Origin of the sequence: uncultured Thiohalocapsa sp., from assembly GCF_913063425.1 — a bacterium.
Taxonomy (GTDB): domain Bacteria; phylum Pseudomonadota; class Gammaproteobacteria; order Chromatiales; family Chromatiaceae; genus Thiohalocapsa.
Genome location: NZ_CAJXYK010000008.1, coordinates 1 through 26,597 on the forward strand (window position 1 = coordinate 1; position 26,597 = coordinate 26,597).

Below are 26,597 nucleotides of genomic sequence, written 5' to 3' on the forward strand. Positions count from 1 at the left end.
TGGGTGATGCCCTCCAGCGCATCCGAGATGGGATGCGTGTAGTCGTAGGTCGGATACAGGCACCACTCGCTGCCGGTCTGGTGGTGGATCACACCATGGCGGATGCGGTAGAGCACCGGGTCGCGCAGATTGATGTTGGGCGAGGCCATGTCGATCTTCGCCCGCAGCGTGCGCGATCCGTCCGGGAACTCGCCGGCACGCATGCGCTGGAACAGATCCAGGCTCTCCGCCGCCGGGCGGTTGCGGTAGGGGCTGTCCTGCCCCGGCTCGGTGAGGGTGCCGCGGCGCGCCCGGGTCTCCTCCGCGGACAGGTCGCAGACGTACGCCAGGCCCTGCTGGATCAGCTCCACCGCAAAACCGTAGAGCTGCTCGAAATAGTCCGAGGCGAAGTACAGGCGCTCGCCCCAGTCGTAGCCGAGCCAGCGCACATCGGCCTTGATGGACTCGACGAACTCCAGGTTCTCCTTGTGCGGATTGGTGTCGTCGAAGCGCAGGTTGCAGGTGCCGCCGTAGTCGGCCGCGATGCCGAAGTTCAGCACGATGGACTTGGCATGGCCGATGTGCAGGTAACCGTTCGGCTCGGGCGGAAAGCGGGTGCATACGCTGCGGTGTTTGCCGCCGGCGAGATCCGCGTCGATGATCTGGCGGATAAAATTGGTGCGGGGTGGTGTATCACTCATCTGCATGGTCGGTGCCGCGGGCCGCAGCGGGCCGCAGGATGCCGCCGTCGGCACCGCGCAACCGCCGCGATGAACGCCGCAGCATACTTGCTTGCGGGCTCGCGTAGAAGGGTGCGGATGCAAGCGCCGCGTTGCGGGCGGGTCGGATTGGCGGCTGGGTGTCCAGACGCTTGCCTGCGCTGCCCTACAGAAATCCCGCAAACGCTATGCCGGCATTTGCCAGCGACGGTCATGATCACTAACCTGTCGGGCGGTTGGTCGCAGAGCTGCTGCGCGCGCCGCTGGCCGCAGGCGTGGTCGCTCGCCCGGCAGGCGCAACCGCTCATTCATTCACCCCAGGAGATCGTATTCATGCAGAGAGCCATCCCCCTCGCCGTGCTTGCGCTGTGCGCCGGCTTCACGGCCCACCTCGCCCTGGCCCAGGACCAGGCCGGCGGCAACCAGGCCGGCGATGCCGCCAAGGCCTTCATGCAGAAGCTCGACACCGACGGCAGCGGCGGTATCTCGCTGGAGGAAGCCACGGCGCCGCAGAAGGAGCAGTTCAAGGAGAACGACGCCGACGGCGACGGCTTCATCACCGCCGAGGAGGCAGGCGCCGCCTTCGCCGAGCAGGTACCGCCGGAGATGATGGAAGCCATGAAGGAGCGCGGCATGCCGGACCCGGGCGAGACCTTCGTCAAGAACCTCGACCAGAACGAAGACGGCAAGGTCGACCCGACGGAGTTCGAGCAGCCCACCAAGGAGTCCTTCGCGGCCATGGACAAGAACGGCGACGGCATCGCTGACGAGGCCGAGGCGACGGCCTACTTCGAGGAGATGCGTGCGAAGATGCAGGAGCGCATGCAGCAGATGCAGCAGCAGATGCAGCAGATGCAGCAAAGCCAGCCGCCCGCCACCGAGTGACGCCCGTCGGGCACGGCAGGGACGCTGTGCCGCGGTAGATTGGACAGGCCAGGAGCGGGCCTGCCGACACCCGCACCTTCGCCCTTCAAAGCACCCGCAGCAGCGTCCCCTGCGCCGCCGGCGACGCAGCCAGGTCGGCCCCGGCATCTGCCGCTGCGGCAAGGTCCAGGTCGTAGAGCACATCCACGCCCATGCGGAAGATGCGCGGTGTCAGCCGCAGCGCGTCCGCCAGTCGCTCCGTGCGCGGCAGGCTGACCCCGGGCCGACCCTGACCGATGATGAGCGGCGCCACCGCGAGCTGAAGCCGCGAGAGCACGCCTGCTGTGAGGCAGCGGGACACGGTCACCCCACCCCCTTCCACGAAGAGCCGCCGCAGCCCGCGCTCCGCGAGGGCGCCCACCAGGGCATGCAGGCGCAGCCCGTCGGCATCCGCCGGCAGCTCCAGGCGCTCCACGCGATCGTGGCGGCGCCCGCCCCCTTTGCCCGCCGCGGTGCACAGCAGCGTCGGTGCGGCATCGTCGCGGAACAGCCGGTAACCATCGCCGAGCCGGCCGCCGGGGTCGAGCACCACGCGTACCGGGCTCGGCCCCGCCACCAGCCGTGTCGTCAGCCGCGGATCATCGCTGGCGACGGTGCCGGCGCCCACCACCACCGCATCGCAGAGCGCGCGCATCCGGTGCAGATGCAGGATGTTGTCGGGCCCGGTGACGAAACAGGACTCTCCCAGGTGCGTGGCGATACAGCCGTCCAGGCTCTGGCCCAGGTGACCCACGACCCAGCCGCCATCCTCACCCCCGGCGCAGAGGGGCAGATAGAGGTCCAGCAGGTCCCGCACCGGCGCCGGCGCGTCCGGCTGTATTGTCCAGGCGCCGGAGGCTCCTCGCCCGAGCCAGCTCGCAGCGACACCGGACGGCGCGCCACCTCGGCCCGCCGCCGCCAGCAGCGCGGTCCAGGCGGCCGTACCGGCCGCCGCGGGAAGGCCTGCCGAAGGGGTTGACGGAGTGGGCGGCAGCATCCGCGATCGCCCGGCTCAGGCGCGGCCCGCAGGCGCGGGCGGCGCCAGCGCCGCGAGCGCGTCGACGATGCCGAGCAGCACCTGCGCCAGGTGCGACAGCAGCGCCGCGCCGCGGGACGCATCTGCCCGCGCCGCGTTGCCGCAGACGCCGGCGGGGTGCAGGTCCGTACAGAGCCAGCCGAGCCCCACCGGCCCCTCGAAGCCGAGCCGGCCGCGGCCGTCATCCGGCTGCGCGGGTGTGAAGTCCCGGGCGGCATCCATGCGCACCAGCTGCGGCGCCAGATGCAGCATCAAAGAGGTCTCCACCTCACCGCCGTGCAGGCCGTACCGCCACTCGTCTGTGTCGAAGAGCCCGGCCGGCATGCCGAAGGCCGGCCAGAAGGCCCGCACCACCTGCATACGCAAGTGTGCGCGCCAGCGCACGGCGGCCAGGTCCATCAATGCGGTCTGGCCGCCGTGGCTGTTCAGGAGTACGAGCCGGCGGACGCCGGCAGCGGCCACACCGGCCGCCACATCGGTCCACAGCGCCAGCAGCGTCTCGGCGCCGGCGCTCAGCGTGCCGGCGACGGCCGCATGCTCTGGGCTGTGGCCGATGTCCAGCGCAGGCAGCACGAGCAGCCGCGGGCCGGTGTCGCCCCGCGCCCGCAGCAGCTCCAGGGTGCGGGAGACGAGGCCGGCGCTGATGGCGGCGTCCGTGGCGAGCGGCAGATGCGGGCCGTGCTGCTCCACCGCCGCCACCGGCAGCAGGGCGACGGTCGCATCGACATCCAGTGCCGCCAGGTCTGCGGCCGTGAGGTCCTGCCAATAGCCCGATGCGACCGTGCTCACGGCACGCTGGCCCGATGTCGCCGGCGACTGCGCCGACGGGCGCCGTCAGGCACGGCCAGGACCGACGACCAACGCACTCAGGCGACGGCCACCAGCTCCAGATCGAACACCAGGTCGTGTCCGGCGAGGGGATGGTTGCCGTCGACGGTGACGTTCTCGTCGTCGAACTGCGCGACCGTGAAGCTCACGGTCTGGCCCTCGGGACTGCGGGCGTTGAGGACCATGCCGACGGCGAGCTCGATGTCGTCCGGGATCACCGAGCGCGGCACGGTCTGGGTCATTTCCTCGTTGCGGGCGCCGTAGGCGGAATCGCAGGGGATGGTGACGGACTTCTGCTCGCCGGGCGTCATGCCCACGAGGGCGCTCTCGAACCCGGCGATGGTCTCGCCCTGGCCCAGCGTCAGCTGCAGGGGCTCGGCGCCGCGCGAGGAGTCGAACTCGGTGCCGTCCACCAGGCGGCCGGTGTAATGGACCTTGACGGTGTCACCGACGGCGGCGGTCTTCTGGGTGTCTGCGGACATTGGCTGATCCTCTGGGGTTGCTTGCGGGGGTGATCTGCTGCGGAGGCCCGCCGGGCAGTCCGGCAGACCGCGGGCGCCGACCCCGTGCACGAACGCGGCCGACCGAGAGGTCATTGCATGAGTGCTCACCTTAGAACAGCGCACCCCGTGGGTGCAAACGCTCGGAATCTGGGCTTGTGCCGCCGCGGGCGGGCGCCGGGGCGCCCGTACCTCCGAACGCCGTGACTATGACCCAGCGCTCAACCGCGGCGTCAGCTGAATGCGCCGCCCTCGCCGTTGGTGTAGTCGAAGGTGATTTCCTCGCCGGGCGCGATGCGGCGCGCCGCGTAGAGATCGAAGCCGTCGAAGGCGGCATTGGGGCTGGCACTGTGGTTCAGCCAGCGCAGCAGGTTGCGCCCGCTGCGCCCCGTCCAGTGCTCGCCGTCGGTGCTGACCCAGAGCACGTAGGTGCCGTTGCGGCGCGCGGCGGGACCGGCGTAAGTGCCGATGTAGTCACCGGGCGCGAAGGCGATGCGCGCGAAGCAGCCCTGGCCGTGAATGGGCGACGGACCGCGGCGGACGCGCTCGCGCAGGCGCCCCGGACCTGCACCGCCAGCGCCACCGCCAGCTGCGCCGGCGCCGGTTGCCGGGCCGTCCTCCACCCCTGCCCCGGGCTCGGGCATCAATCCCGGCGTGCGGCCTCGAAGGCGGCCGCAAGCGCGCCCCGGGGCGCCTGGTCCTGCTCGCTGCGTCCGGCACGACCCTGCCGGCGCTTGCCGCCGTCCGCCGGGCGCGGCTGCCCGCCGCCGGGGGCTGCCCGGTCGGCCTTGCCGCGCGCCTGTCCCGGCCCGGTTTCCGCCGGCGCATCATCCAGTCGCATGCTGAGCCCGATGCGCCGCCGCTCCAGGTCCACGGCCAGCACCTTGACCTTCACCACCTGTCCCGACTGCACCACCTGGTGCGGGTCCTTCACGAAGCGGTCCGCGAGCTTCGAGATGTGCACCAGGCCGTCCTGATGCACGCCGATGTCCACGAAGGCCCCGAAGTTGGTGACATTGGTCACCGTGCCCTCCAACACCATGCCGGGCCTGAGGTCCTCCGGCGCCTCGATGCCCTCCTTCAGCGCTGCTGTGGCGAAGGCGGGGCGCGGGTCACGGCCGGGCTTCTCCAGCTCCACCAGGATGTCGCGCACCGTGGGTGTGCCAAACACCGCATCGGCATACTCCCCGGCGGAGAGCGTGCGCAGGATTTTGCGGTCGCCCATGAGCGCCGTGACAGGCTTGCCGGTGCCCGCGACGATGCGTCGCACCACCGGATAGGCCTCGGGGTGCACGGCGGAGGCGTCCAGGGGCTCGTCGCCGTCGCGGATGCGCAGGAAGCCCGCGCACTGCTGAAACGCCTTGTCGCCGAGCCGCGGCACGTCGAGCAGTTGGGCGCGGTTGCGAAACGGCCCCCGCTGGTCGCGGTGCTGCACCAGATTCTCGGCCAGGGTCGCCGAGATGCCCGACACCCGCGCAAGCAGTGGTGCGGAGGCCGTATTCAGGTCCACGCCCACTGCGTTCACGCAGTCCTCCACCACCGTGTCCAGCGAGCGCGCCAGCCCGGTCTGGTTCACGTCGTGCTGGTATTGGCCGACGCCGATGGACTTGGGGTCGATCTTCACCAGCTCCGCCAGGGGGTCCTGCAGCCGGCGGGCAATGGACACCGCCCCGCGCAGGGAGACGTCCAGCTGCGGCAGCTCGTGGGAGGCGTACTCCGAGGCCGAATAGACCGAGGCGCCCGCCTCGCTCACCATGACTCCGGTAATGCCGAGCTCCGGGTGGCGCTTGGCGAGATCGCGCACCAGCCGGTCCGTCTCCCGCGAGGCGGTGCCGTTGCCGATGCTGACCAGCCTGACGCCGTGCTCGCGGCAGAGCTTGGCGAGGGTGGCGATGGTCGCATCCCACTGGTTGCGGGGCGCATGCGGGAAGACGCTGTCGGTGGCCAGCACGCGGCCGGTGCCGTCCACCACGGCCACCTTGACGCCGGTGCGAAGCCCAGGGTCGAGACCCATGGTGGGCACACGGCCCGCGGGGGCGGCCATCAGCAGTGCGCGCAGATTGGTGGCGAAGACGCGGATGGCCTCGGCCTCTGCCGCCTCCAGCAGGCGCCCTTTCAGGTCCAGGTCGAGCCGGGTCAGGAGCTTGATGCGCCAGGCCTTGCGGGCGGTCTCCACCAGCCAGGCGTCGCCCGGGCGGCCGCGGTCGGCGATGCCCAGCTGCACGGCCACGCGGGCGCGCAGCGGCGCGTCTGCATCGGGCGCGTCGCCGGCGGCGAGCTCCAGGCTCAGCACACCCTGGTTACGACCCCGGAACAGCGCCAGCGCGCGGTGGGACGGAATCCTGTGGATGGGCTCGGCGTGGTCGAAATAGTCGGAGAACTTGGCGCCCGTGCCCTCCTGGCCCGGCAGGACCCGGGACTTGAGGACGCCGCGCTGCCACAGCGTCTCGCGCAGCTCGCCCACCAGCTCCGGGTCCTCCGCAGCCCGCTCCATCAGGATCTGCCGGGCGCCCTCCAGGGCCGCCGCGGCGTCGGCCACACCCTGCTCCGGACGCACGAAGTCCGCCGCCTGCGCCTCGGGGGCAAGCTCCGGCCTGGCCAGCAGCGCGTCCGCCAGCGGCCCGAGGCCCGCCTCCCGGGCCATCTGCGCCTTGGTGCGCCGCTTGGGCCGATACGGCAGGTAGAGGTCTTCCAGGCGCTGCTTGCTGTCGGCGGCCTGCACGGCCTCGCGCAGGGTGTCGCTCAGCTTGCCCTGCTCCTCCAGGCTCTTCAGCACCGTCGCCCGGCGGTCTTCCAGCTCCCGCAGATAGCCGAGGCGCTGCTCCAGCAGGCGCAGCTGGGCGTCGTCCAGGCCGCCGGTGGCCTCCTTGCGGTAACGGGCGATGAAGGGGACGGTGGCGCCGCCGTCGAGCAGGCCCACGGCCGCCTCCACCTGCGCGGCGCGGACGGAGAGCTCTTCAGAAATGACTTGAACGATGGATGGCATGCCTTTGAATCGGGTCCGAATCGTGCGGGACCCCCATTCTAGGCAATGGCAGGCGGGCTCGCCACGCCCGCAGGCGCGCGCGGCGTGGCGGTCTAGTCGATGCGGCAACGCTCGCCGTAGACGGCCATGACGGCCTTCAGCTCTGCAAGCACCCAGGCGCGCTCGGCGTTGTCGAGGTCGGATGTCTCGGGCAGATCGACACCCTGCTCCAGGGTGTCGATGGCATCCCACACCCTGCGGCATCCGCGCTCGCAGATGGTCTCGACGCGTACCTCCAGCAAAGGTTTCTGCTGTGCCGCCAAGGCTGTGCCTCCCACCGTGTCATCGGCTGGTCGATCAGACGTTGCTGATACACCAAAGTATGCGGCATCCCAAGGCCGATGTCAGCGGTTTGTTGGCTGCTGTCGTGGATTTCCTCAATCCCGCCGTGCACGACTCTCGGCTGCCCCGGCGGCGGCCGGGAGTGCGGGCGCCGGCGCAGCCAGGCCGCGCCGTTCGCGTTATCCTTGCGGGCCGATGGTATTCGCCTGGACCTTCAAGCCCCGCCCTGAGCCGATCCGGACGCGCCGGAGACCCGCCTTCAGATCATGCCTGCTGTGAACCTCCAACGCGCCGACGTGTGTAAGATCGGGCGCCGCCTGCTGCTCGCGAGCGGCGCCGTGGCGGCGCTGGTCACACTGGGCGCCCTGGGCCTCGGGGCCTGGCTGCTGCAGGCGGAATCGGCGGCGGCGGAGCTCACCGGCACGGACGCGGCGGCGCTTGCCCGCATGGGCGCTCAGCTGCTCGCGCTGCAGACGGTGGCGCTGACGAGCCTGGCGCTGGTCTTCCTGACGGCGCTGTGGCGGCTGCGCGGCCAGCTGTCGGCCCTGGCGGAGAGTCGGGAGCGCAATCGGGCCATCGTCGACAAGATGGTGGACGGCGCCATCCACATCGATGCCCGGGGCCGCCTGGTGGCGCTGAACGCAGCGGCCGAGCGCATGTTCCAGCGCGACAGCGGCGCCGTGCGCGGCGAGCCGCTGTCGATGCTGCTCGCCGTCGCACATCGCGACGAAGTCGAGGCCTGCATTCGCGGCCCCCAGGGGGCCGGCTGCCGGCCCATCAACGCCGCCCGCGAGCTCACCGGACTGCGCCGCGACGGCAGCGAGTTCCCCCTCTACCTGGCACTGAGCGAAGTCTCAGTGGGCGCAGAGCCCGTGTTCACCGCCATCGCCCGGGATCTCACCGAGACGCGCCGGCGCATGGAGGAGCTGGCCGAGGCCCGCGATCAGGCCATGGCCGCGGACCGCGCCAAGAGCCAGTTCCTGGCCATCATGAGCCATGAGATCCGCACGCCCATGAACGGCATCCTGGGCATGCTGGATCTGCTGCGCGACGGCGCCCTGACGGCCCAGCAGCGCGAGTTCATCGACACCGCGGAGCAGTCGAGCCAGGTGCTGCTCGGCATCATCAACGACATTCTGGACCTGTCGAAGATCGAGGCCGGCAAGCTTGAGCTGCAGCAGATCGACTTCGACCTGCGCGCCACGGTGGAGGAGGTCACGGCGCTGGCCGCCGGCCACGCCCGTGACAAGCAGCTGGAGGTGGTGAGCTTCATCGAGCAGGACGTGCCCACCAGCGTGGTGGGTGACCCCTTCCGACTGCGCCAGGTGCTGATGAACCTCACCAACAACGCGCTCAAGTTCACCGACCGCGGCGAGGTCGTGGTGCATCTCACCGCCATGGAGGTGGCGGACACCGGGGCGCGCATTCGCATCAGCGTACGCGACACGGGCATCGGCATCGACGAAGAGGTGCAGCGTCAGCTGTTCCGGCCCTTCTCTCAGGGTGATGCGTCCACCACGCGCCGCTTCGGCGGCACCGGCCTGGGGCTTGCCATTTCCAAGCGGCTGGTGGAGCTGATGGGTGGGGACATCGGCATGGCGAGCACCCCGGGGCACGGCGCGACCTTCTGGTTCACGGTGACCCTGGGCCGGGCCGCCGAGCCCGCCGAGCAGCCCGCTGCGGACCTGCACGGCGTGCGCGTGCTCATCGTCGACGACAATGCCACCAACCGCCTGATTCTGGAGAACTATCTGGGCAACTGGGGTGCCGAGAGCCACAGCGTCGCCGGCGGTCTGGAGGCGCTGCGGGCGCTGCAGCAGGCCCGGGACGCCGGGCGCCCCTTCGCGCTCGCCATCCTCGACATGCAGATGCCCGAGATTGACGGGCTGGAGCTGGCGCAGCGCATCAAGGGTGACGCGACCGTCGCCGGCACCAGGCTGCTGATGCTGAGCTCGCTGGGCTTCCCCGGCGCGGACGCCCGGCGCGCCGGTATCGGCGTCAGCCTGCTGAAGCCGGTGCGCCAGAACCTGCTGCACGAGGCGGCACTCAAGGTGCTCGGCGTGGGCGACCGCGAAACCGGCGAGGTCGCCGCAGGCCCGCCCCGGGAGCAGTTCCGGGCACGGGTGCTGGTGGCCGAGGACAACCCGGTCAACCAGCGCGTGGTGGTGCTGATGCTCCAGCGCTTCGGCATCCGCGCCGAGGTGGCCGGCAACGGCCGCCTCGCGACGGAAGCCCTGGCAGGAGAGCACGGCTTCGATCTCGTGTTCATGGACATGCAGATGCCTGTGCTGAGCGGTCAGGACGCCACCCGCGAGATCCGCCGCCAGGAGGCCCACAGGGGGCGCACCGCGGTGCCCATCGTCGCCATGACGGCATCGGCCACCGCCGCCGACCGCAAGGCCTGCCTCGCCGCCGGCATGGATGATTTCATCCCCAAGCCCGTGCAGCGCGACGCGCTGGAAGCGGCGCTGCGGCGCTGGCTGCCGCAGCGTGCGCTGCCCACGGGCGCGGGTGCCGCAGGCAGCACGGTGGCGTGAGCTCGCCACCATCCCACCGTGGGCGACCGCGACCGCGCCCGCGCCTTGACAACCAACCCCGACCCTGATCGGAACCAAGCCGCTCCATGGACAGCATCCAGATTGCCCTGCTCGCCTTCGTGCAGGGGCTCACCGAATTCCTGCCCATCTCCAGCTCCGGGCATCTGATCCTGACACCCCTGTTGTTCGGCTACGAGCTCCAGGACCTCTCCTTCGACGTCGCCGTGCACCTGGGCACCCTCGCCGCCGTCCTGCTGTACTTCCGGCGCGACCTCGTGGCCATGGGGACGGCCATGCTCGCCGGGGCACGCGGGGGCGCCGGCCCCGAGCAGCGCAAGGACGCCCGGCTCGGCTGGATGGTGATCATCGCCACCCTGCCCGTGCTGGTGCTGGGGCTGCCGCTGAAGCAGGTGCTGGAGGTGCTGCGCAGCGACGACACGCTCATCGCGCTGGTGATTGCCGGCACCACCATCGGCTTCGGGCTGCTCCTGTGGTACGCCGATGTGCGCGGCAGCCGCCGCCTGGACGAGTACGCCATCAACTGGGTGGCGGCGCTGTTCATCGGCCTGTTCCAGGCCATCGCCATCATCCCCGGCACCTCCCGCTCGGGCATCACCATGACGGCGGGGCTTTTCATCGGACTCACGCGGCACGCCGCCTCCCGCTTCTCCTTTCTGCTGGCCATTCCGACCATCCTGCTCGCGGGTGCTGTCGCCACCAAGGATCTGCTTCAGGCCACCGGCGCCATTGACTGGACGGCCCTGGTCATGGGCGCCCTGCTGTCCTTCATCGTCGCTTATCTCACCATCCACTTCTTCCTGGCGTTCATCGAGCGCGTCAGCATGCTGCCCTTCGTGCTCTACCGGCTGCTGCTGGGTGGGGTCATTCTGTGGCTGGTGCTGATGTGAGCGCTGGTTCGACGGCGCCGGGTCCGATGCACCTGGGCTCAGGCGGCGGGGATTCGACAGCCATGACCGGCCCCTGCACCGAGCGCACCTGCTCAGCGGGGATGCCGCCGGTGTCGCGGTTTCGGGTGTGCATCCAGTGCCGGATGGCCGCCGCATCGCCGCCCACCAGGGCATAGAGACTTCGGTAACAGCGAATCAGCAGCAGCGCCAGCTCCCCGGCCTTACTGTCGGGGTCCAGACCACGGCTGAACGCGGTGCGCTCGCGCCCGACGATCTCGGCCAGTTGCTGCTGCGACAGGCCGAGTCCGTTGCCGGCGTTGAGCAATGCTTTGGTCAAGACTGCCCGTAGGTCGGGAGGCGCGACGGGAGCGGCGTGTACGGGGGCGTGCATTTCGGGAAAGCCCGGGATTAACCGTTGCCTACGCAACGTATAGGTCAGGCTTGTGGTATTTGCAACGTCAAGGGCGATGGCCGTGAGCCACATCCAGCCACTGGGTCAGCGCCGCGAGCACCCGCCGGCCCTTCTCGGCGTCGCTGGCGAAGGGGGCGCGGCTCAGCTCGATCATGACCCAGGGCAGCTCCGCGGCATGGGCACGGACGATATAACCGCCGCTGAATGGCCGGTTCAGGGTCACCTCGCCGCCGAAGTGCCGCTGGAAGCAGTCCACGAGCCCCTCGGCCCAGTCCGGCGGGCAGGCGCCGTTGCCGTCGCCGATGCAGACCTCAGGGCGCGGCTGGCCGCAGTCGGGGCCCACCGGCGGGCCGGCGGCGGCCATGGTGTGGCAGTCCACCCCGAGCAGCACGCCGCTGCCGGCAAGCTCGGTGAGCTTGTGGTGATAGGGCCGGTGCCAGCGCTGGAGCAGGGTCTCCACCGTGGCGGGCGGCAGCGGCGCGCGGTAGACCGGCTGGTCCCAACAGGTGTGCGTCTTCACGACGCCGTCCTTGCGCAGGTCGCCCTCGGCACGGTTCAGGTCCACGAAGGCGCGGGCGATGTCGGTGGTGACATAGTGCGCCACCCGGTCGCGCAGCACGGCGTAGATGGCGGCGGCACCCTCGTCGCCGTCACGCGCGATCTGTGCCGGCGTGAGCAGGCTCAGGCGGGCGACCTCGTCGGGCACCAGGAGCCCGGCATGGGGCACGGAGATCAGGAGCGGCAGCCGGTCCACGCCGAGCACTCAGCGTCAGTCGGCGGGGCCGGCGGCGGAGCCGTCACGGCGCGGGTCGGCGACGCCGATGCAGGCGTCACCCTCGCGCAGCACCAGCTGCACGCAGCCGAGGTAGAAGCTGTAGGGGTCGCGTGGATCGACCTCGAAGCCATGCCGCGCCAGCTCCCGGGGGATGTCGTCGCGCATGCGCGCCGCCTCCAGGGCGACCTTGCCGGGGAGGCTGCAATGCAGCCGCGGCGCTTCCACGGCGTCCAGCGGCGTCGCGCCGCGCTCCAGGCGCAAGAGCACCTGCAGGATGGCGGAGACGATGCGCTCGCTGCCCGGCGAGCCGATGGCAAGCCAGGGCCTGCTGCCGCGGAAGACGATGGTGGGCGCCACCGACGCCCAGGGCACGGCGTTGGGCCTCAGATAGTAGGGATGGGCGATGTCCTGGTACTCGAAGGCGCTTATGTAATTGTTGTAGATGAAGCCGAGCGTCGGGCTCACGGTGAAGGAGCCGTAGACGCGCTCGATGGACTGGGTGAGCGCCACGACGTTGCCGGCGGCGTCCATGACGGACAGATGCGTGGTTTCGCCGCTGTGGCCCCGCCGGCGCCGGGCGATGCTGCCGCCCTCCCCCTTCAGCAGCCGGGCCTTGATACGCCGGGCCACGCGCTTGGCGTAATCCAGATGCGTGATGTCCTCGCCCAGCTCCAGCTCCTGGGCGAACAGCGCCGGGTCCTCCGGGCGGTCAGCGCGGTCCAGGTTGGCCCGGCGAATGACATGCGCCAGCAGCAGTGCGCCGCGCGGGTTGTCCGGGTCCCGCGCCGCCGCGGGAAACTGCTCCAGCAGGTTCAGCGCCTCGATCAGCGTACGCCCGGCGCCGGGGGGCGGGAAGGTGAACACCCGCTTGTGCGCGAAGTGGGTCGCCAGGGGGCGGCGCTCCGTGGGCCAGGGGATCTGCGCCAGATCGTCGTCCCGCAGCAGACCGTCGTTCGCCACCATGTCGGCATGGATGGCCCGGGCGATGTCCCCCTGATAGAAATCCTCGACGCCATGCTCGGCCAGGCGCCCCAGCGTCGCGGCCAGCGTCGGCTGGCGGAAGCGCGCACCGATGGGATAGGGCGTCCTGCCGTCCTTCAGGAAGAAGGCGCCGGCGGAGTGGTTTTTGAGGTGCTTGAGCTCCCGGCGCGTCAGGTGATGCTGGAGCGGCGAGATGCGATACCCCTCCTCCGCCAGGCGAATGGCCGGAGCCAGCACATCGTGGAGGGTCTTGGTGCCGTAGTGCTTCAGCGCATAGGCCAGCACCGCCGGCGTGCTCGGCACCGTGGTGGCGCGGTGCCCGCGCAGGCGCGCCGTGCGCGCCAGCTCGCCGGGCGGGGTGCGGTTCGGCGCCCGGGTGGCCCCGTCCAGGCAGAACTTGCGGCCCTCCGCCGACAGGTGCAGCAGCAGCATGGTCTGGCCGCCGAGGCCGCAGGCGGCGGGCTCCACCACGCACAGCGCAAAGGCGGCCGCCACCGCCGCGTCCACGGCATTGCCGCCGGCGGCGAGCATGGCCGCACCGGCTTCGCTTGCGTGGTAATGCTGGGTGGAGACCATGCCGCGGCGGGAGACGCTCACCCGCTGCGGGTGCACCACCCGGTGGTCGCCGGGGTCCGGCGGCGGCCCTTCCGGCGGTGTAACCTCCGGCTCCACGGCCCTGGTGCGAGCGCTCATGTCCGCCCTCAGCCGTCCAGCAGGCACTGCATCAGCAGCAGGGTGCGCTGCACCAGGCTGATGCGCGAGACGGCCTCGTCACTGGTGAAGAGATCGCTCGCCACCGGTCCCAGACCGCACACCACGGGCACCCGATCGGGCACCAGGCCGGCAGCGGAGGGCCACAGCGAGGAATCCGTCCCCAGCGGGATGTCCCACTCGGCAGCGATGTCCTTCAGGCCCTGTACCAGGGGCACATTGATCTTGCGCTCCGGCATGGGTGGCCGATCCGAGACCATCACCAGGTCCCAGTGCACGCCGCCGCCGCGCAGGATGGCGCGCATGGCCCGATCCAGCGCGGCCACCTGGACCTGGTCCGGATAAGACACCTGCAGCCCGATGCGCACGCGGTGCGGCAGCCGCATGGGGAAGGCGTCGGTGGCGATGTCCGACACGGACACGGCAACCCGTGTCTTGCGGTCCGTGAGGCCGGTGAGCTCGTCGAGCTTGCGGTAGAGCACGCGCATGACTTCCGCACTGCGGCCGGCCTGTCCCAGCCTGAGCGCCTTACCCTCCACCCGCAGCCGGTAGCGGCGCTGGCCGCGGCGGGAGGTGATGATGCGATCGCCGGCGTTGCCGGGGTTCAGCACCAGCACCCGGCCGGCATCGGCGCAGGCGCGGCGCAGCACCTCCGTGCTCTCCTCGCAGTCCCGGCCCTCGTCGGCGTAGATGGCGACGCCGAGCTTGGTGCGGTTCAGCCGTCGCACGTGCTTCACGGCGCGAAGCGCCATTTCCAGCATGGCCAGGGATGCCCGCGACGACCCCACCCCCTCGCCATAGAGCCATTCCGGGTCGCGGTGGAAGTGCTCCATGCCGAGCTGCGGGTTCACGGGCACGTCCAGGTGGCCGACCACCAGCGTACCGCCGGCGAGCCCGGCGGGGCTCTCCCAGGTCCAGATGTCGCGGTCGTCGGTGAGCTCGCGCACCAGGCGCAGACCGATGTCGGTCATCTGCTCGGTGAGACGCTGCGCGGCGAGGCGGATGCCCACGGGGTCGTCCGAGCGGCTGCCCACACCGGTCCACTCCTCCAGCAGCTTCTCGAGCCGGTCGCGGCGCTCGGTGAGGAAGGCGAAGGCGGCGTGCTTGGGGTCGGAGCGCCGCCGGCTCAGGTCCGGCGGGTTCGGCGTGCCGAAATAGCGCGCCGCGGCGACCTCCACCAGGCGCACCACCAGGGCGTCGAAGTCGAGCCCCACGGCCTCGGCGCCGGCCACATAGGAGCCGTGCTCGCCAAGGCTCGGCAGGCTGTTGATCTCCAGGACATAGAGGTTGCCCGCGGCGTCCACACGCATGTCCACGCGGGCGCAGTCGTAGCAGCCCAGCACATGGAAGGCCTGGAGGGCCGTGGCCTTGGCCTTCGCCGCCAGCGCAGGCTCGATGTCCGCCGGGCACTGCACCCGCACCTCGCGCCCGGAGGTGTGCTTCTTGTCCTCCATGGTGTAGATCTGCGGCCCGCCCTCGCCGAAGATGAGCTCTGCCGGCGGGAAGGCCTCCAGCGCCGTGCCGTTGCCCAGCAGGCCGACATTGATCTCCCGGCCTTCGATATAGCGCTCGGCGAGCACCGGCTGGTCGAACTGCTCGAAGATCACACCGGCCGCCTCGCGCAGCTCGGCCTCGTCATGGACGATGCGGATGCCGAAGGAGACAGCCTCGTTCTTGGGCTTGACGATGAGCGGAAAGGCCAGGTCGGGCAGCTCGAACCCCGGGGCATCCAGCACCGCGAACTCAGGCGTCGGCACACCGCGCTGGGCGAACAGCATCTTGGCGACCACCTTGTCCAGCGCCAGCGAGTGCGCCAGCGGCCCGGAGCCCACGTAGGGGACACCGACCATCTCCAGAATCCCCGGTACGTGCGTATAGCGCGCCTGGCCCTGAATGCCGTAGGAGAGATTGAAGGCCATGCCGGGGCGCTCGCCCTTCAGCGCCCGGGGCATGAACTCCTCCAGATTGTCGATGAGGTCCTTGTCGCCCTCCAGCGCGATGGCCTGGTGGCCGGCCTTCTTGAGCGCGTTGACGATGCGGTTGATGGCCTTGATGCCGTACTTCTCGCGGTTCGGCTGCCCGAACAGATTGATGACCTTCTGCGACTCTCTGTTGTAGATGACGGCGACCTTCATGGGGCCTCGCTGTGGGATTCGGCGCCTGCGCCCGGGCCGGGCTGCTCACTGGCTGCGAGCATACACCCTGCATGCGCAACGGGTGGGCGCGTGGACGCCGGACGCGCAAGGCAGCGTGGCGGCACGGTGAGCGCCGGCGCGGCGGTGATGATTGCGTGGCGGTGGTCGGGCCGCGGCAGCGCGGCCTGGCAGGCCCGTGCGCTGGGGCAGGCGCAGCGTCGGCGCACGTCGGCTGCGGTGCTGTGCCGGCGGGCGGTGCGGCTCAGGCTCCGGCCTGCGGCTTCCCGAAGAGGCGGAAGTAATTCTCCGCCGTGAGCTCGGCGACAGCGTCGGCGCTCATCCCGCGCAGCTCGCCGATCTTCTCGGCGACATGGCGGACGTACCTGGGCTCGTTCTTCTTGCCGCGGTGCGGGACCGGGGCCAGGTAGGGGGAATCGGTCTCGATGAGGAGGCGCTCCAGCGGCACGCGGCGGGCGACGTCGCGCAGGGACTCCGCGCTCTTGAAGGTCACGATGCCGGAGAAGGAGATGTAGAAGCCGAGGTCCAGGGCCTGCTCCGCCATCTCCCAGGTCTCGGTGAAACAGTGCATGACGCCGCCGGCCTGCTCCGCGCCCGCCGCGCGCATGATGGCGATGGTGTCTTCGCGGGCGTCCCGGGTGTGGATGATGAGCGGCAGGCCGCTCTCGCGGGCGGCGGCGATGTGCACGCGAAAGCGTGCGCGCTGCCAGTCGAGATCGCCCTGGTTGTAGTGATAGTCGAGGCCGGTCTCGCCGATGGCGACGGCGCCGGTGTCTGCGGCCAGGCGCACCAGCTCCGCGACCGTCGGCTCGCGCGCCGCCTGCTCGTTGGGATGCACGCCCACCGAGATGGACACGTCCGACTCACCCGCCACCTTGGCGCGCATGGCGTCGAATTCTTCCAGATCGATGCAGACGCAGAGCATGTGCCCCACGCCGCTGTCGCGGATGGCCGCCATGAGCGCCTGAAAGCTGCCCTCGTAGGGGGTCAGATCGACGCGGTCGAGGTGGCAGTGGGAGTCAACCAGCATGGTACGGGATCGGGTCACATGGTGTGGGTGGGACGCTCGGCCTCCAGACTGCCGGCGAGGTACTCTTCGATCTTGCGCCGGGCGTCACCCTTGTCCTGATCGCTGAACTGAATGCCGACGCCGATCTGACGGTTGCCCTCGGCGCCGATGGGGGTGATCCAGACCACGGTGCCCGCCACCGGAATGCGCTCCTTCTCGTCCATCAGCTGCAGCAGCAGGAACAGCTCGTCCCCGAGATTGTAGCGCCGGCTGGTGGGGATGAAGAGGCCACCGTTGCGCACGTAGGGCATGTAGGCTGCGTACAGGGCCTGCTTGTCCTTGATGGCGAAGCTCAGGATACGCTGACGGCCGCTCTGGGTCTCGGAGTCCATAGCCATTCTCGAGCCATTCTTGGGGTCCGCTCGCGGCGCCGCTGCGCCGGGTGGGAGGGGTGGAGACGATACTCGGGTCGGCGGCGGCCCCGCATCAGCGCGCGGCTGCGCGGGGCGTACCGCGGGTCTGGCGGGGCGCCGGCCGGGTCAGCGCCGCCCAGCGCAGCAGCAGCGCCTCGAACAGGAGCTGTTTGTTCACCGTCGACTGCGCCTGTGCCCGGGCCGCGTAGACCTGTTGCAGGAAGCCGTGCGCACCCGCCGCGGGCAGATCGGGTGCCATGGCTGCGAGCCGCCCGCGCTGATCGGGATTCACCAGACAGGATGCATCCGGGTGCACCGCAAGCCGCAGTTTGTCACTCACCCAGCCGCAGAGCCAGTCCAATACTAGCCCCGGCTCCAGGGACTGCCAAGACTTGGCCACGGCCACCGGATCCGCCTGACCGACGCTGATCTGGTGCAGGGCTGAAAGGCATTGCTCGCGTGCCCCGAGGTCGGTTGCATCCGCCAATGCGAGCGCCCGCAACGGGGCGCCGTGACCGAGCACCAGCAGACGCTCGGCGTCGGCGGCGTCCCCCGCACCGGCAGCGAGCCGGTCCCGGAGCCAATCCATGGCCAGGTCCCGCGGCGGCGTCGGGAGGGCGATCTGCTGACAGCGGCTGCGCACCGTGGCCGGCAGGCCGCCCGGGGCCTCGGCCACCAACAGCCACAGCGTGGCGGAGGCGGGCTCCTCCAGGGTCTTCAGCAGGCTGTTGGCCGCGACGGTGTTCATGGCCTCGGCCGGCGCAATGCGGTACACGGCGCGCCGCCCCCGGCTGGAGGTCATGGTTTGGCTGCCGCAGAGTGCCCGCACCTGATCCACCTTGAGCTCGCCGGTCTTGCTGTCCGCATCCGCCACCAGGCGGGTCAGATCCGGATGGCTGCCTGCGGCGAGCAGCCGGCATTCGGCGCAGACTCCACAGGGCAGGCCCTCGGGACCGGGCTCGGCGCAGAGGACTGCGGCGGCGAGCAGGTCCGCGAAACGGCGCTTGCCGATGCCGGCTGGACCGCGGATCAGCAGCGCATGCCCCAGGCGATCGGCCTGGATGGCGGAGCGCAGGGTCTGCCAGGTGTCCCGTTGCCACGGCAGCAGGTCGAGCTGGACTGGATCGGCCAGAATCACCGGTCCGCCCCCTGCGCACCCGGTCCCGCGCGGACCTGCGTCAGGTAAGCCGCCACGGCAGCCAGGCTGTCCGCGGCCACGGTCGCAGGCTCACGCGCGGCGTCGATGCGGCGGAAGCGCCCGGGCTCGGCGGCGGCCCGCTTGCAGTAGGCATCGCGCACGCGCTCGAAGAACTGGATCTGCTCCGATTCGAAGCGGTCCGGCGCCGAGCGACCGCGGGCGCGGGCGAGCCCCACCGCCGCTGGCAGATCCAACAGCAGGGTCAGGTCCGGACGCCGTTCTCCCTGCACCAGCTGCTCCAGCGCGGCGATACGCGCCATCGGCACGCCGCGGCCTCCGCCCTGGTAGGCATAGGTGGCATCCGTGAAACGATCGCACACCACCCAGGTGCCGGCCGCCAGGGCCGGCAGGATGCGGCGCCTGAGGTGCTCCGCGCGGGCCGCGAACATCAGCAGCAGCTCCGTGTCCGGGTGCATGCCGGTGTTGGCGGGGTCCAGCAGCAGGCTGCGGATGCGCTCGGCGATTTCGCTGCCGCCGGGCTCACGCGTCACCAGCACGGTAAGGCCCGCAGCGCGCAGCCAATCGGCCACCGCAGTGCGCTGCGTCGTCTTGCCGGCGCCTTCGATGCCTTCGAGGGTGATGAAATGGCCGCGCATGTGGGTGAGCGCTGCGGAATCCACTGCCAGCGAGTGGCGGGTGGCGGATCAGGTGCCGGCCGCCGCGGTTTCGGCGTCCTGCGCCGCCGCACCGGCGTCGGTCTCGGTCTCTGGCTCGGGCTGGCGCAGGTCCGCGCAGGGCTGATTCAGCTGGTAGTGGCGCACGGCGCAGTTGTGCTCGTCCAGGGTGGCGGAGAAGTAATGGCTGCCGTCGCCGCGTGCGACGAAGAACAGCTCGTCGCCGTCCGCCGGGTGCAGCACGGCGTGGATGGCTTCCCGGCCCGGCAGGGCGATGGGGGTGGGCGGCAGCGCCGGGATGACATAGGTGTTGTAGGGCGTCTCCCGGCGCAGATGCTCGCGGGTGATGTCACCGTCGAACTCGTCCCCGAGGCCGTAAATGACCGTCGGGTCCGTCTGCAGCCGCATGCCCTGCTCCAGACGCCGGGTGAAGACACCGGCGATGCGCGGTCGCTCCCCCGCCCTGCCCGTCTCCTTCTCGACGATGGAGGCGAGGATCAGGGCCTCGTAGGGGGTTTCGATGGGCAGGTCGTCGCTGCGACCCGCCCATTCCTCGTCCAGCACGCGGCGCATCCGCGCGTGGGCGCGGCGCAGGATCTCTTCGTCCGTGGTGCCGCGGTCGAAAAGATAGGTGTCCGGAAAAAGCCAACCCTCAGGATGCTCGGCCTCGATGCCGAGCCGCTCCACGAGGGCTTCATCGGCGAGGTCCCCGAGCACCATCTCGAAGACACCGGGCTCGGCGATGGCCGCGAGCGCCTCGCGGAAGGTCGTGCCCGGCACGAAGGTCACCGGGAACTGGATGGAGCGTCCGCTGGCGAAGAGGGCCAGCAGCTCCGGCGGGCGCATGCCGGCCTCGATGGCGTATTCGCCCGCCTTGAGCGCGTTCTGCTGCTCGGTCTCGTAGGCGTGCAGGGTGAACAGGAAGCGGCTCGAGATCCAGCCGCGGTCGGCGAGATCATGGGCGACGCCGCGGATGGTGGCGCCCTCGCGCACGCGATAGACCGCCCGGTCGTCCTCCAACTGCAGCGGGGTGGCGAGGAAGTCCTGGTACAGGCCGAAGCCGCCCCAGGCCATGGCGCCGCCGACCAGGGCCAGCACCAGCAATGTCGAAACAATGGTCTTCACGACTGCATCTCCGGTTCCAGTGCGATCTGCCGCACCCGCTCGATGAGCGCGGCGGGCACCGCCTCGGGGCGGCAGCGATGGGCGCCGATCCGGGCCACGGGCAGCACGCCAAGCAGGGCGTTGCTGATGCAGAGCCCATGCGCCGCAAACAGGTCTTCCGGGCGCAGCACCCGTTCCGCGAAGGGCACGCCGAGGTCCCGGGCGCAGTCGCGCACCAGGGTGCGGACAGTGCCGGCGACCCCGCAGTGCGTGAGCGGGGGCGTGGCGATCCCGGCGTCGTCCAGCAGGTACAGATTGGACATGGTGCCGCAGACGACCTGCCCGTGAGCGTTGCACATGACACCGTCCAGGACACCCGGGTCCGACCATTCCGCGCGGGCCAGCACCTGCTCCAGCCGGTTCAGGTGCTTGATGCCGGCGAGGCGCTGATTCTCGCCGAGACGCGTTCGGCAGAGCGTCAGCCGGACGCCGGCTTTCGCGCCGTCGATTACCGCCGGCAGGCCGGGCGCGAAGGACAGGATGCGTCTCGGCTTCGGGGCGGGCGGGGACGCATAGCCCCTTGGGCCGCTGCCCCGGGTGACGACGAGCTTCAGCACGCCATCCGCGGCGGCGACGTTGGTGAGCAGCGCCTCGGCCTCCGCGGCCAGGCGCGCCGGCGCCGGTGCCGGGATGTCGAGCCGCGCACAGCCTGTTGCCAGGCGCTCCAGGTGCTGCCGCCACAGACAGGGCCGACCGTCGCGCACGGCGATGGTCTCGAACAGGCCATCGCCGTACTGCAGCCCACGGTCGCTGACCGGTATCCGGTCCCCGGGCTCACCGTCGATGAGCGTCATCGACCCGGGCATGGCAACGACCAGGGATGCTGTGCCTTGGGCCTTGAGGCGGTGGCGGCTGTAGGGGCGCCTTCAGGGGCGGCTAGGGGCGCTTGAAGATCAGCGTGCCGTTGGTGCCGCCGAAGCCGAAGGAGTTGCTGAGCGCGTACTCGATACGCATCTGCCGCGCCTCGTTCGGCACATAGTCCAGGTCGCACGCTGGGTCCGGCGTCTGGTAGTTGATGGTGGGCGGCGCCACCTGGTCGCGGATGGCCAGCACGCTGAAGATGGCCTCCGCACCACCGGCAGCGCCCAGCATGTGGCCCGTCATGGACTTGGTGGAGCTGACGGCCAGCTTGTAGGCGTGCTCGCCGAGCGCAAGCTTGATGCCTTTGGTCTCGGCGATGTCGCCCGCGGGCGTGGAGGTGCCGTGGGCGTTGATGTAGTCGATGGCCGCGGGCTCGACGCCGGCGTCCTCCATGGCGAGTCGCATGCAGTCCGCGGCGCCCGTGCCGTCCTCGGACGGGGCCGTCATGTGGTAGGCGTCCGAGTTCATGCCGATGCCGACAAGCTCCGCGAGAATGGGCGCGCCACGCGCCCTGGCCGCCTCGTATTCCTCCAGCACCATGACCCCGGCGCCGTCGCTCAGCACAAATCCGTCACGATCCTTGTCGAAGGGCCGGCTCGCGCCCGCAGGGTCGTCATTGCGGGTGGACAGCGCGCGTGCCGCCGCGAACCCCCCGAGTCCCACCGGGGATGTGGCCATTTCCGCCCCACCGGCGAGCATGGCGTCGACGATGCCATGGCGGATCATGTAGGCGGCCTCGCCGATGTTGTGCGTCGCCGTGCTGCACGCGGACACGATGGAGAAGTTCGGGCCCTTGAGTCCGTACTTGATGGACAGATCTCCGGCGACCATATTGACGATGTTGGCCGGCACGAAGAACGGCGAAATCTTGCGCGGGCCGCCCGCGGCATAGGCGGCATAGTTGTTCTCGATACCCGTGATGCCGCCGATGCCGGAGCCGATGGCGACACCGATGCGCTTGCGGGTCTCGTCCGTAATCGGCAGCCCCGAGGACTCGATGGCCTGCGTGCCCGCGGCCATGCCGTAATGGATGAAGGCATCCATCTTGCGGGCGTCTTTCTTGGAGATGTACTGCGTGACGTCGAAGCCGTAGATCGGCCCGCCGAAGCGCGTGCTGAAGGGCTCGACGTCAAAATGGGTGATGGGCTGGATACCGCTGCGCCCGGCCAGAATGCTCTCCCATGCCGAGGGAATGTCCTGCCCGACGGGCGCCACGATGCCGACGCCCGTGACGACGACCCTTCTACCTCTCATGCTTCACCTCCCGACGACCTGGTGGGGACGGCTGGATGGGGGACGTGCGCCCATACCGCGGTCCGCCCTGCCCGGACGCACCCCGAAAGCGCCCGCGATGTGCCGGCGCGAGCCCGGGGCACGCTCAGCTCAGGTGCTCGTTGATGTAGTCGATGGCCTGCTTCACCGTGGTGATGTTTTCGGCGTCCTCGTCCGGGATCTCGGTGTCGAACTCCTCTTCGAGCGCCATCACCAGCTCGACCGTGTCCAGCGAATCCGCGCCGAGGTCATCGACGAAGGAGGCCTCGAGCGTGACCTCTTCTTCCTTCACGCCGAGTTGCTCGACGACGATCTTCGTGACTCGATCTTGAACGCTGCTCATGCTGTTGAACCCTCGTGCCTTGTCTGGCTTCACGTGTTTGGGGTCGCGTGGGCACGCGACCGCGGTATTCTAGTGACAAATCAGTGCGGATAAAAGCTCGAAAGGACACCAATAAGCCGATACAAGCCATTGATTGAGCTGCTGATTGTTTGCCGTCCGTCAGGCCATGTACATGCCGCCGTTGACGTGCAGCGTCTCACCTGTGATGTAGCCCGCACCGGGTGACGCGAGGAAGGCGACGGCCGCCGCCACTTCAGCCGCCGCGCCGAGCCGGCCCAGCGGTATGGACCCGAGCAGCGCCTCGCGCTGGGCGTCGCCGAGGCCGCGGGTCATGTCCGTGTCGATGAAGCCCGGTGCCACGCAGTTCGCGGTGATGCCGCGGGCGCCGACTTCACGCGCCAGGGACTTGGTGAAGCCGATCATGCCGGCCTTCGCCGCCGCGTAATTGGTCTGCCCCGCATTGCCGCTCGCCGCCACTACGGAGGCGATATTGATGATGCGCCCGCGGCGGGCCTTCGTCATTGGCCTGAGGCAAGCCTTGGTGACGCGATAGATCGAGGTCAGGTTGGTGGCGATGATCGCGTCCCAGTCGTCCTCCTGCATGCGCAGGAGCAGACCGTCGCGGGTGATGCCCGCGTTGTTCACGAGAATCCCGGGAGCGCTGCCAAGACCGTCCGTCACCTGTGCGAGCACGGAGTCGACGGAGGCCGGGTCGGTGACGTCGAGCCGCAGACCGAGCACGCGACGGCCGTCGCCGGCGAGCTCGTCGCGAATGCGCGCGGCGCCGCCCTCGGTGGTGGCCGTACCCGCGACGGCGGCCCCCTGCTCCAGCAGCGTCTCGGCGATGGCGCGGCCGATGCCGCGGCTCGCGCCCGTTACCAGTGCCACTTCACCGTCAAGCATCCGCCGTCACCTCCAGGGCATGGTCCAGCCCCGCCGGGTCCGACACCGGCAGGGTCTTGATGGTCTTGTCGATGCGCTTGCCGAGGCCCGTCAGCACCTTGCCCGGACCCGCCTCCACCGCCGTGGTGATGCCCATGGCGGCCAGGGCGCGAATGGTCTCCACCCAGCGCACCGGACTGTGGATCTGCTGCGCGAGCAGCGTGCGCAATGCCGCCACGTCCCCTGCCGGTGCAGCCGAGACATTGTGCAGCACGGGCACCCCGGGCTCCCGCAGCGGCGTGTGCGCAAGGCGCTCCGCGAGCTGCGCGGCGCTGTCCTGCATCAGCGCACAGTGCGAGGGTACGCTCACCGCCAGCACCACGGCCCGCTTGGCTCCCGCCGCTGTTGCCGCGGCCGCGCCCCGCTCCACCGCGGCCTTGTGGCCCGCGATCACCACTTGCCCAGGCGCGTTGAAGTTGACGGGCTCCAGCACATCGTCACCCGCCTGGTCCGCGCAAACTGCCCGCACCTGATCGTCATCAAGCCCCAGGATGGCGGCCATGGCACCGGTGCCGGCGGGCACCGCCGACTGCATGAGCCGCGCCCGCTCGGCCACCAGACCCACGGCGTCCGCGAATTCCAGTGCCCCGGCGCACACCAGCGCGCTGTACTCGCCCAGGCTGTGGCCAGCCACCGCCGCCGGCATCGGGCCGCCGCGGGCCTGCCAGCAGCGCCAGACGGCGACGCCGGCGGCGAGCATGGCGGGCTGGGTGTTCTCGGTGCGGTCCAGGTCCTCCGCCGGGCCCTCCGCAGCGACGGCCCAGAGGTCACGGCCAAGCACCTCGGATGCCTCGGCAAAGGTGGAGTGAACTTCCGGCTGGGCCGCCGCCAGGTCCGCCAGCATGCCGACGGACTGGGACCCCTGGCCGGGGAAGAGCATCGCGAATGTCGCTGTGGTCATGCGGAAAGCGCGTCTTGTTGGTCTCTGTCGTCACCGGCTCGAGCGGGCGGACCCGCTGCGGGCGCCCGATGCCGTCTTCAGTAGCGCAGCAGCACCGAGCCCCAGGTGAAGCCGCCGCCGAAGGCCTCCATCAGGACCGTCTGGCCGCGCTGGATACGCCCGTCGCGCACGGCCTCGTCGAAGGCCAGCGGCACCGAGGCGGCGGACGTGTTGCCATGGCGATCAACGGTGACCACCACCTGTTCCATGGGGAGGTCCAGCTTGCGGGCGGTGGCCTGGATGATGCGCAGATTGGCCTGGTGCGGCACCAGCCAGTCGATGTCGGCCCGGGTCATGGCATTGGCCTCCAGGGTCTCGTCGACGATGCGCCCCAGGGTGGTGACGGCCACCCGGAACACCTCGTTGCCCTTCATTTCCATGTAGGGCGAGCCTTGATTGCCATTGGCGACGCCGGCCGGCACCTGCAGCAGCTCACGGTGGGCACCGTCCGCATGCAGGTGCGAGGAGATGATCCCCGGGGCGTCGGCGGCGCCGAGCACCACGGCGCCCGCGCCGTCGGCGAAGAGCACGCAGGTGCCGCGATCGGTCCAGTCGATGATGCGGGAGACGGTCTCGGCCCCCACCACCAGCGCATGGCGCGCGGCGCCGGTGCGGACGAACTGGTCCGCGACGCCGAGGGCATAGATGAAGCCCGTGCAGACCGCCTGGATATCGAAGGCGGCACAGCCACGAATGCCGAGGCGATGCTGGAGCAGGCAGGCGTTACTCGGAAAGATCTGGTCCGGCGTGGTGGTGGCGACGACGATGAGGTCGATGGCGCCCGGATCGATGCCCGCGGCGTCGAGGGCCCGGCGCGCGGCGCCTTCCGCGAGATCCCCGCAGGTCTCGCCGTCAGCGGCGATACGCCGCTCGACGATGCCGGTGCGCTCACGGATCCAGGCGTCCGTGGTGTCCACCATGCGCTCGAGGTCATGATTCGTCAGGACCTTCTCCGGCAGGTAGCCGCCGGTGCCGAGGATGCGCGCGTAGGTCGTCATGCGCTCGCCCGCACCGCTGCCGGGGTGAGATGGGCCGCGACCTCGTGCTCGATGCGGGCGATGACCCGGGCGTTGATCTCGTGCTCGGCGATGTGGATGGCGTTCTCGAAGGCCTTGGCATCGGCGCCCCCGTGGCTCTTCACCACGATGCCGCGCAGGCCGAGCAGGCTCGCACCGTTGTAGCGGCGCGGATCCGCCTCTTCCTTGAAGGCCTTGAGCGTCGGCAGCGCGAGCAGACCCGCGAGCCTGGACCAGAGATTCCTGCGGAAGTGACTGCGCAGCATGTGCGCCACCAGCTTGGCGACCCCTTCGCTGGATTTGAGGGCGACATTGCCGACGAAGCCGTCCGCCACCACCACATCGACCCCGCCCATGAAGATGCCGTCTCCTTCCACATAGCCCGCGTAGTTGAGATCGGAGGCGGTGATCAGCTCGTGCGCACGCCGGACCTGGTCGTTGCCTTTGATCTCTTCCTGACCGATATTCAGCAGCCCCACCTTGGGCCGCTCGACGCCGGTGACCGCCTTGACGAGCTCACTGCCCATCACCGCGAACTGGAACAGGTGCTCGGCGCTGCAGTCCACATTGGCGCCCAGGTCCAGCATGTGTGTGCTGCCCTGCACCGACGGCATGGCGCTGATGATGGCCGGGCGGTCCACGTTGGGCAGGGTCTTCAGCACGAAGCGCGCGGTGGCCATGAGCGCGCCGGTGTTGCCGGCGCTGACGCAGGCGTCCGCCTCCCCCGCCTTCACCAGGTCGATGGCCACGCGCATGGAGGAGTCTTTCTTGCCGCGCAGGGCTTTGGAGGGCAGCTCGTCCATGCCCACCACCTGGCTCGCGTCGTGCACGCGGAGGCGCGCGTCCTGATCGGGCCTGGGGTCGGCGTCCAGCAACGGCTCGATGACGCCGCGCTGCCCCACCAGCACCAGATCGATGCTCGGCACCTTGGCGAGAAAGGCCCGTGCCGCCGGCACCACCACGGGTGCGCCATGGTCGCCGCCCATGGCGTCCAGTGCGATGATCGGGCGTCGGCTCATCATCGGCTCCCGGGACGCTCGCAACGGCAGACGCTTGTTGGGGTGCAGCGACCGCGG

At 70.2% G+C, this 26,597-nt stretch carries 26 protein-coding genes; 3 read left to right on the forward strand and 23 right to left on the reverse strand.

Features of this window, described 5'->3' with window-relative positions:
- On the reverse strand, positions 1-680 hold a 680-nt coding region (locus tag QZ607_RS05840; protein ID WP_295880709.1), incomplete at its 3' end, for a glutamate--tRNA ligase family protein.
- 351 nt (positions 681-1,031) lie between these two features.
- Between QZ607_RS05840 and QZ607_RS05845 the strand changes: the two genes are divergently transcribed.
- Positions 1,032-1,583 (forward strand): EF-hand domain-containing protein, encoded by a 552-nt coding sequence (locus QZ607_RS05845; protein WP_295880711.1) that lies wholly within the window; start codon positions 1,032-1,034, stop codon positions 1,581-1,583.
- An 85-nt stretch (positions 1,584-1,668) separates the two neighbouring features.
- On the opposite strand, the gene QZ607_RS05850 is transcribed toward QZ607_RS05845, so the two are convergent.
- From QZ607_RS05850 to QZ607_RS05875, 6 genes are all read right to left on the reverse strand, one after another.
- The gene (locus QZ607_RS05850) at positions 1,669-2,598 is read right to left on the reverse strand and encodes a RibD family protein (protein ID WP_295880714.1); all 930 of its coding nucleotides are present in this window, start codon (positions 2,596-2,598) and stop codon (positions 1,669-1,671) included.
- A gap of 15 nt (positions 2,599-2,613) precedes the next feature.
- Complete coding sequence (locus tag QZ607_RS05855; protein ID WP_295880717.1) at positions 2,614-3,426, reverse strand: creatininase family protein; 813 nt, start codon at positions 3,424-3,426, stop codon at positions 2,614-2,616.
- Positions 3,427-3,503: 77 nt separating this feature from the next.
- Positions 3,504-3,947 carry a peptidylprolyl isomerase gene (locus QZ607_RS05860; RefSeq protein ID WP_295880718.1) on the reverse strand — a complete coding sequence of 148 codons (444 nt, stop codon included), beginning with the start codon at positions 3,945-3,947 and terminating at the stop codon, positions 3,504-3,506.
- Between the two features lie 251 nt (positions 3,948-4,198).
- Positions 4,199-4,609, reverse strand: coding sequence for an SET domain-containing protein-lysine N-methyltransferase (locus tag QZ607_RS05865; RefSeq protein ID WP_295880720.1), 411 nt, complete (start codon positions 4,607-4,609; stop codon positions 4,199-4,201).
- Positions 4,609-6,951: a Tex family protein gene (locus tag QZ607_RS05870; protein WP_295880722.1), complete on the reverse strand. Its 2,343-nt coding sequence runs from the start codon at positions 6,949-6,951 to the stop codon at positions 4,609-4,611. Before QZ607_RS05870 ends, QZ607_RS05865 begins: the two co-directional genes overlap by 1 nt.
- Before the next feature lie 92 nt (positions 6,952-7,043).
- Positions 7,044-7,253: a hypothetical protein gene (locus QZ607_RS05875; protein WP_295880724.1), complete on the reverse strand. Its 210-nt coding sequence runs from the start codon at positions 7,251-7,253 to the stop codon at positions 7,044-7,046.
- Between the two features lie 294 nt (positions 7,254-7,547).
- On the opposite strand from QZ607_RS05875, the gene QZ607_RS05880 reads away from it, so the two are divergent.
- Positions 7,548-9,809 carry a response regulator gene (locus QZ607_RS05880; protein ID WP_295880727.1) on the forward strand — a complete coding sequence of 754 codons (2,262 nt, stop codon included), beginning with the start codon at positions 7,548-7,550 and terminating at the stop codon, positions 9,807-9,809.
- Positions 9,810-9,895: 86 nt separating this feature from the next.
- A complete protein-coding gene (locus tag QZ607_RS05885; RefSeq protein WP_295880730.1) occupies positions 9,896-10,717 on the forward strand; it encodes an undecaprenyl-diphosphate phosphatase in 822 nt (273 codons plus the stop codon).
- Here QZ607_RS05885 and QZ607_RS05890 read toward each other — a convergent pair.
- The 16 genes from QZ607_RS05890 to plsX form a co-directional block, all read right to left on the reverse strand.
- Entirely contained in the window at positions 10,692-11,108 is a 417-nt protein-coding gene (locus tag QZ607_RS05890; RefSeq protein WP_295881007.1) for an antitoxin Xre-like helix-turn-helix domain-containing protein, read from the reverse strand. The two genes, QZ607_RS05885 and QZ607_RS05890, sit on opposite strands and share 26 nt — an antisense overlap.
- A gap of 67 nt (positions 11,109-11,175) precedes the next feature.
- Positions 11,176-11,883 carry an N-formylglutamate amidohydrolase gene (locus tag QZ607_RS05895; protein ID WP_295880732.1) on the reverse strand — a complete coding sequence of 236 codons (708 nt, stop codon included), beginning with the start codon at positions 11,881-11,883 and terminating at the stop codon, positions 11,176-11,178.
- A 15-nt stretch (positions 11,884-11,898) separates the two neighbouring features.
- Positions 11,899-13,578: a gamma-glutamyltransferase family protein gene (locus QZ607_RS05900; RefSeq protein ID WP_295880735.1), complete on the reverse strand. Its 1,680-nt coding sequence runs from the start codon at positions 13,576-13,578 to the stop codon at positions 11,899-11,901.
- A gap of 8 nt (positions 13,579-13,586) precedes the next feature.
- Positions 13,587-15,731, reverse strand: coding sequence for a hypothetical protein (locus QZ607_RS05905; protein ID WP_295880738.1), 2,145 nt, complete (start codon positions 15,729-15,731; stop codon positions 13,587-13,589).
- Positions 15,732-15,993: 262 nt separating this feature from the next.
- Positions 15,994-16,779, reverse strand: a complete 786-nt coding sequence (locus QZ607_RS05910) for a TatD family hydrolase (RefSeq protein ID WP_295880741.1) — start codon at positions 16,777-16,779, stop codon at positions 15,994-15,996.
- A 14-nt stretch (positions 16,780-16,793) separates the two neighbouring features.
- On the reverse strand, positions 16,794-17,150 hold the full coding sequence (locus QZ607_RS05915; RefSeq protein WP_295880742.1) for a PilZ domain-containing protein: 357 nt from the start codon (positions 17,148-17,150) through the stop codon (positions 16,794-16,796).
- A 94-nt stretch (positions 17,151-17,244) separates the two neighbouring features.
- Positions 17,245-18,309, reverse strand: a complete 1,065-nt coding sequence (locus QZ607_RS05920; protein ID WP_295880744.1) for a DNA polymerase III subunit delta' — start codon at positions 18,307-18,309, stop codon at positions 17,245-17,247.
- Positions 18,306-18,965 (reverse strand): dTMP kinase, encoded by a 660-nt coding sequence (gene tmk, locus QZ607_RS05925; RefSeq protein WP_295880745.1) that lies wholly within the window; start codon positions 18,963-18,965, stop codon positions 18,306-18,308. The genes QZ607_RS05920 and tmk overlap by 4 nt, the downstream gene beginning before the upstream one ends.
- Positions 18,966-19,013: 48 nt before the next feature.
- Positions 19,014-20,108: an endolytic transglycosylase MltG gene (gene mltG / locus QZ607_RS05930; RefSeq protein ID WP_295880747.1), complete on the reverse strand. Its 1,095-nt coding sequence runs from the start codon at positions 20,106-20,108 to the stop codon at positions 19,014-19,016.
- Positions 20,105-20,953, reverse strand: a complete 849-nt coding sequence (gene pabC, locus QZ607_RS05935) for an aminodeoxychorismate lyase (RefSeq protein WP_295880750.1) — start codon at positions 20,951-20,953, stop codon at positions 20,105-20,107. The genes mltG and pabC overlap by 4 nt, the downstream gene beginning before the upstream one ends.
- A 70-nt stretch (positions 20,954-21,023) precedes the next feature.
- Positions 21,024-22,262, reverse strand: coding sequence for a beta-ketoacyl-ACP synthase II (fabF, locus tag QZ607_RS05940; protein WP_295880751.1), 1,239 nt, complete (start codon positions 22,260-22,262; stop codon positions 21,024-21,026).
- A gap of 124 nt (positions 22,263-22,386) precedes the next feature.
- Positions 22,387-22,623, reverse strand: coding sequence for an acyl carrier protein (gene acpP / locus QZ607_RS05945; RefSeq protein ID WP_295880753.1), 237 nt, complete (start codon positions 22,621-22,623; stop codon positions 22,387-22,389).
- Between the two features lie 159 nt (positions 22,624-22,782).
- A complete protein-coding gene (fabG, locus tag QZ607_RS05950) occupies positions 22,783-23,526 on the reverse strand; it encodes a 3-oxoacyl-ACP reductase FabG (RefSeq protein ID WP_295880754.1) in 744 nt (247 codons plus the stop codon).
- Positions 23,519-24,466 carry an ACP S-malonyltransferase gene (fabD, locus tag QZ607_RS05955; protein ID WP_295880757.1) on the reverse strand — a complete coding sequence of 316 codons (948 nt, stop codon included), beginning with the start codon at positions 24,464-24,466 and terminating at the stop codon, positions 23,519-23,521. Before fabD ends, fabG begins: the two co-directional genes overlap by 8 nt.
- Positions 24,467-24,543: 77 nt before the next feature.
- Positions 24,544-25,503 (reverse strand): beta-ketoacyl-ACP synthase III, encoded by a 960-nt coding sequence (locus QZ607_RS05960; RefSeq protein WP_295880759.1) that lies wholly within the window; start codon positions 25,501-25,503, stop codon positions 24,544-24,546.
- On the reverse strand, positions 25,500-26,540 hold the full coding sequence (gene plsX, locus QZ607_RS05965; protein WP_295880761.1) for a phosphate acyltransferase PlsX: 1,041 nt from the start codon (positions 26,538-26,540) through the stop codon (positions 25,500-25,502). Before plsX ends, QZ607_RS05960 begins: the two co-directional genes overlap by 4 nt.
- Between the last annotated feature and the right edge of the window lie 57 nt (positions 26,541-26,597).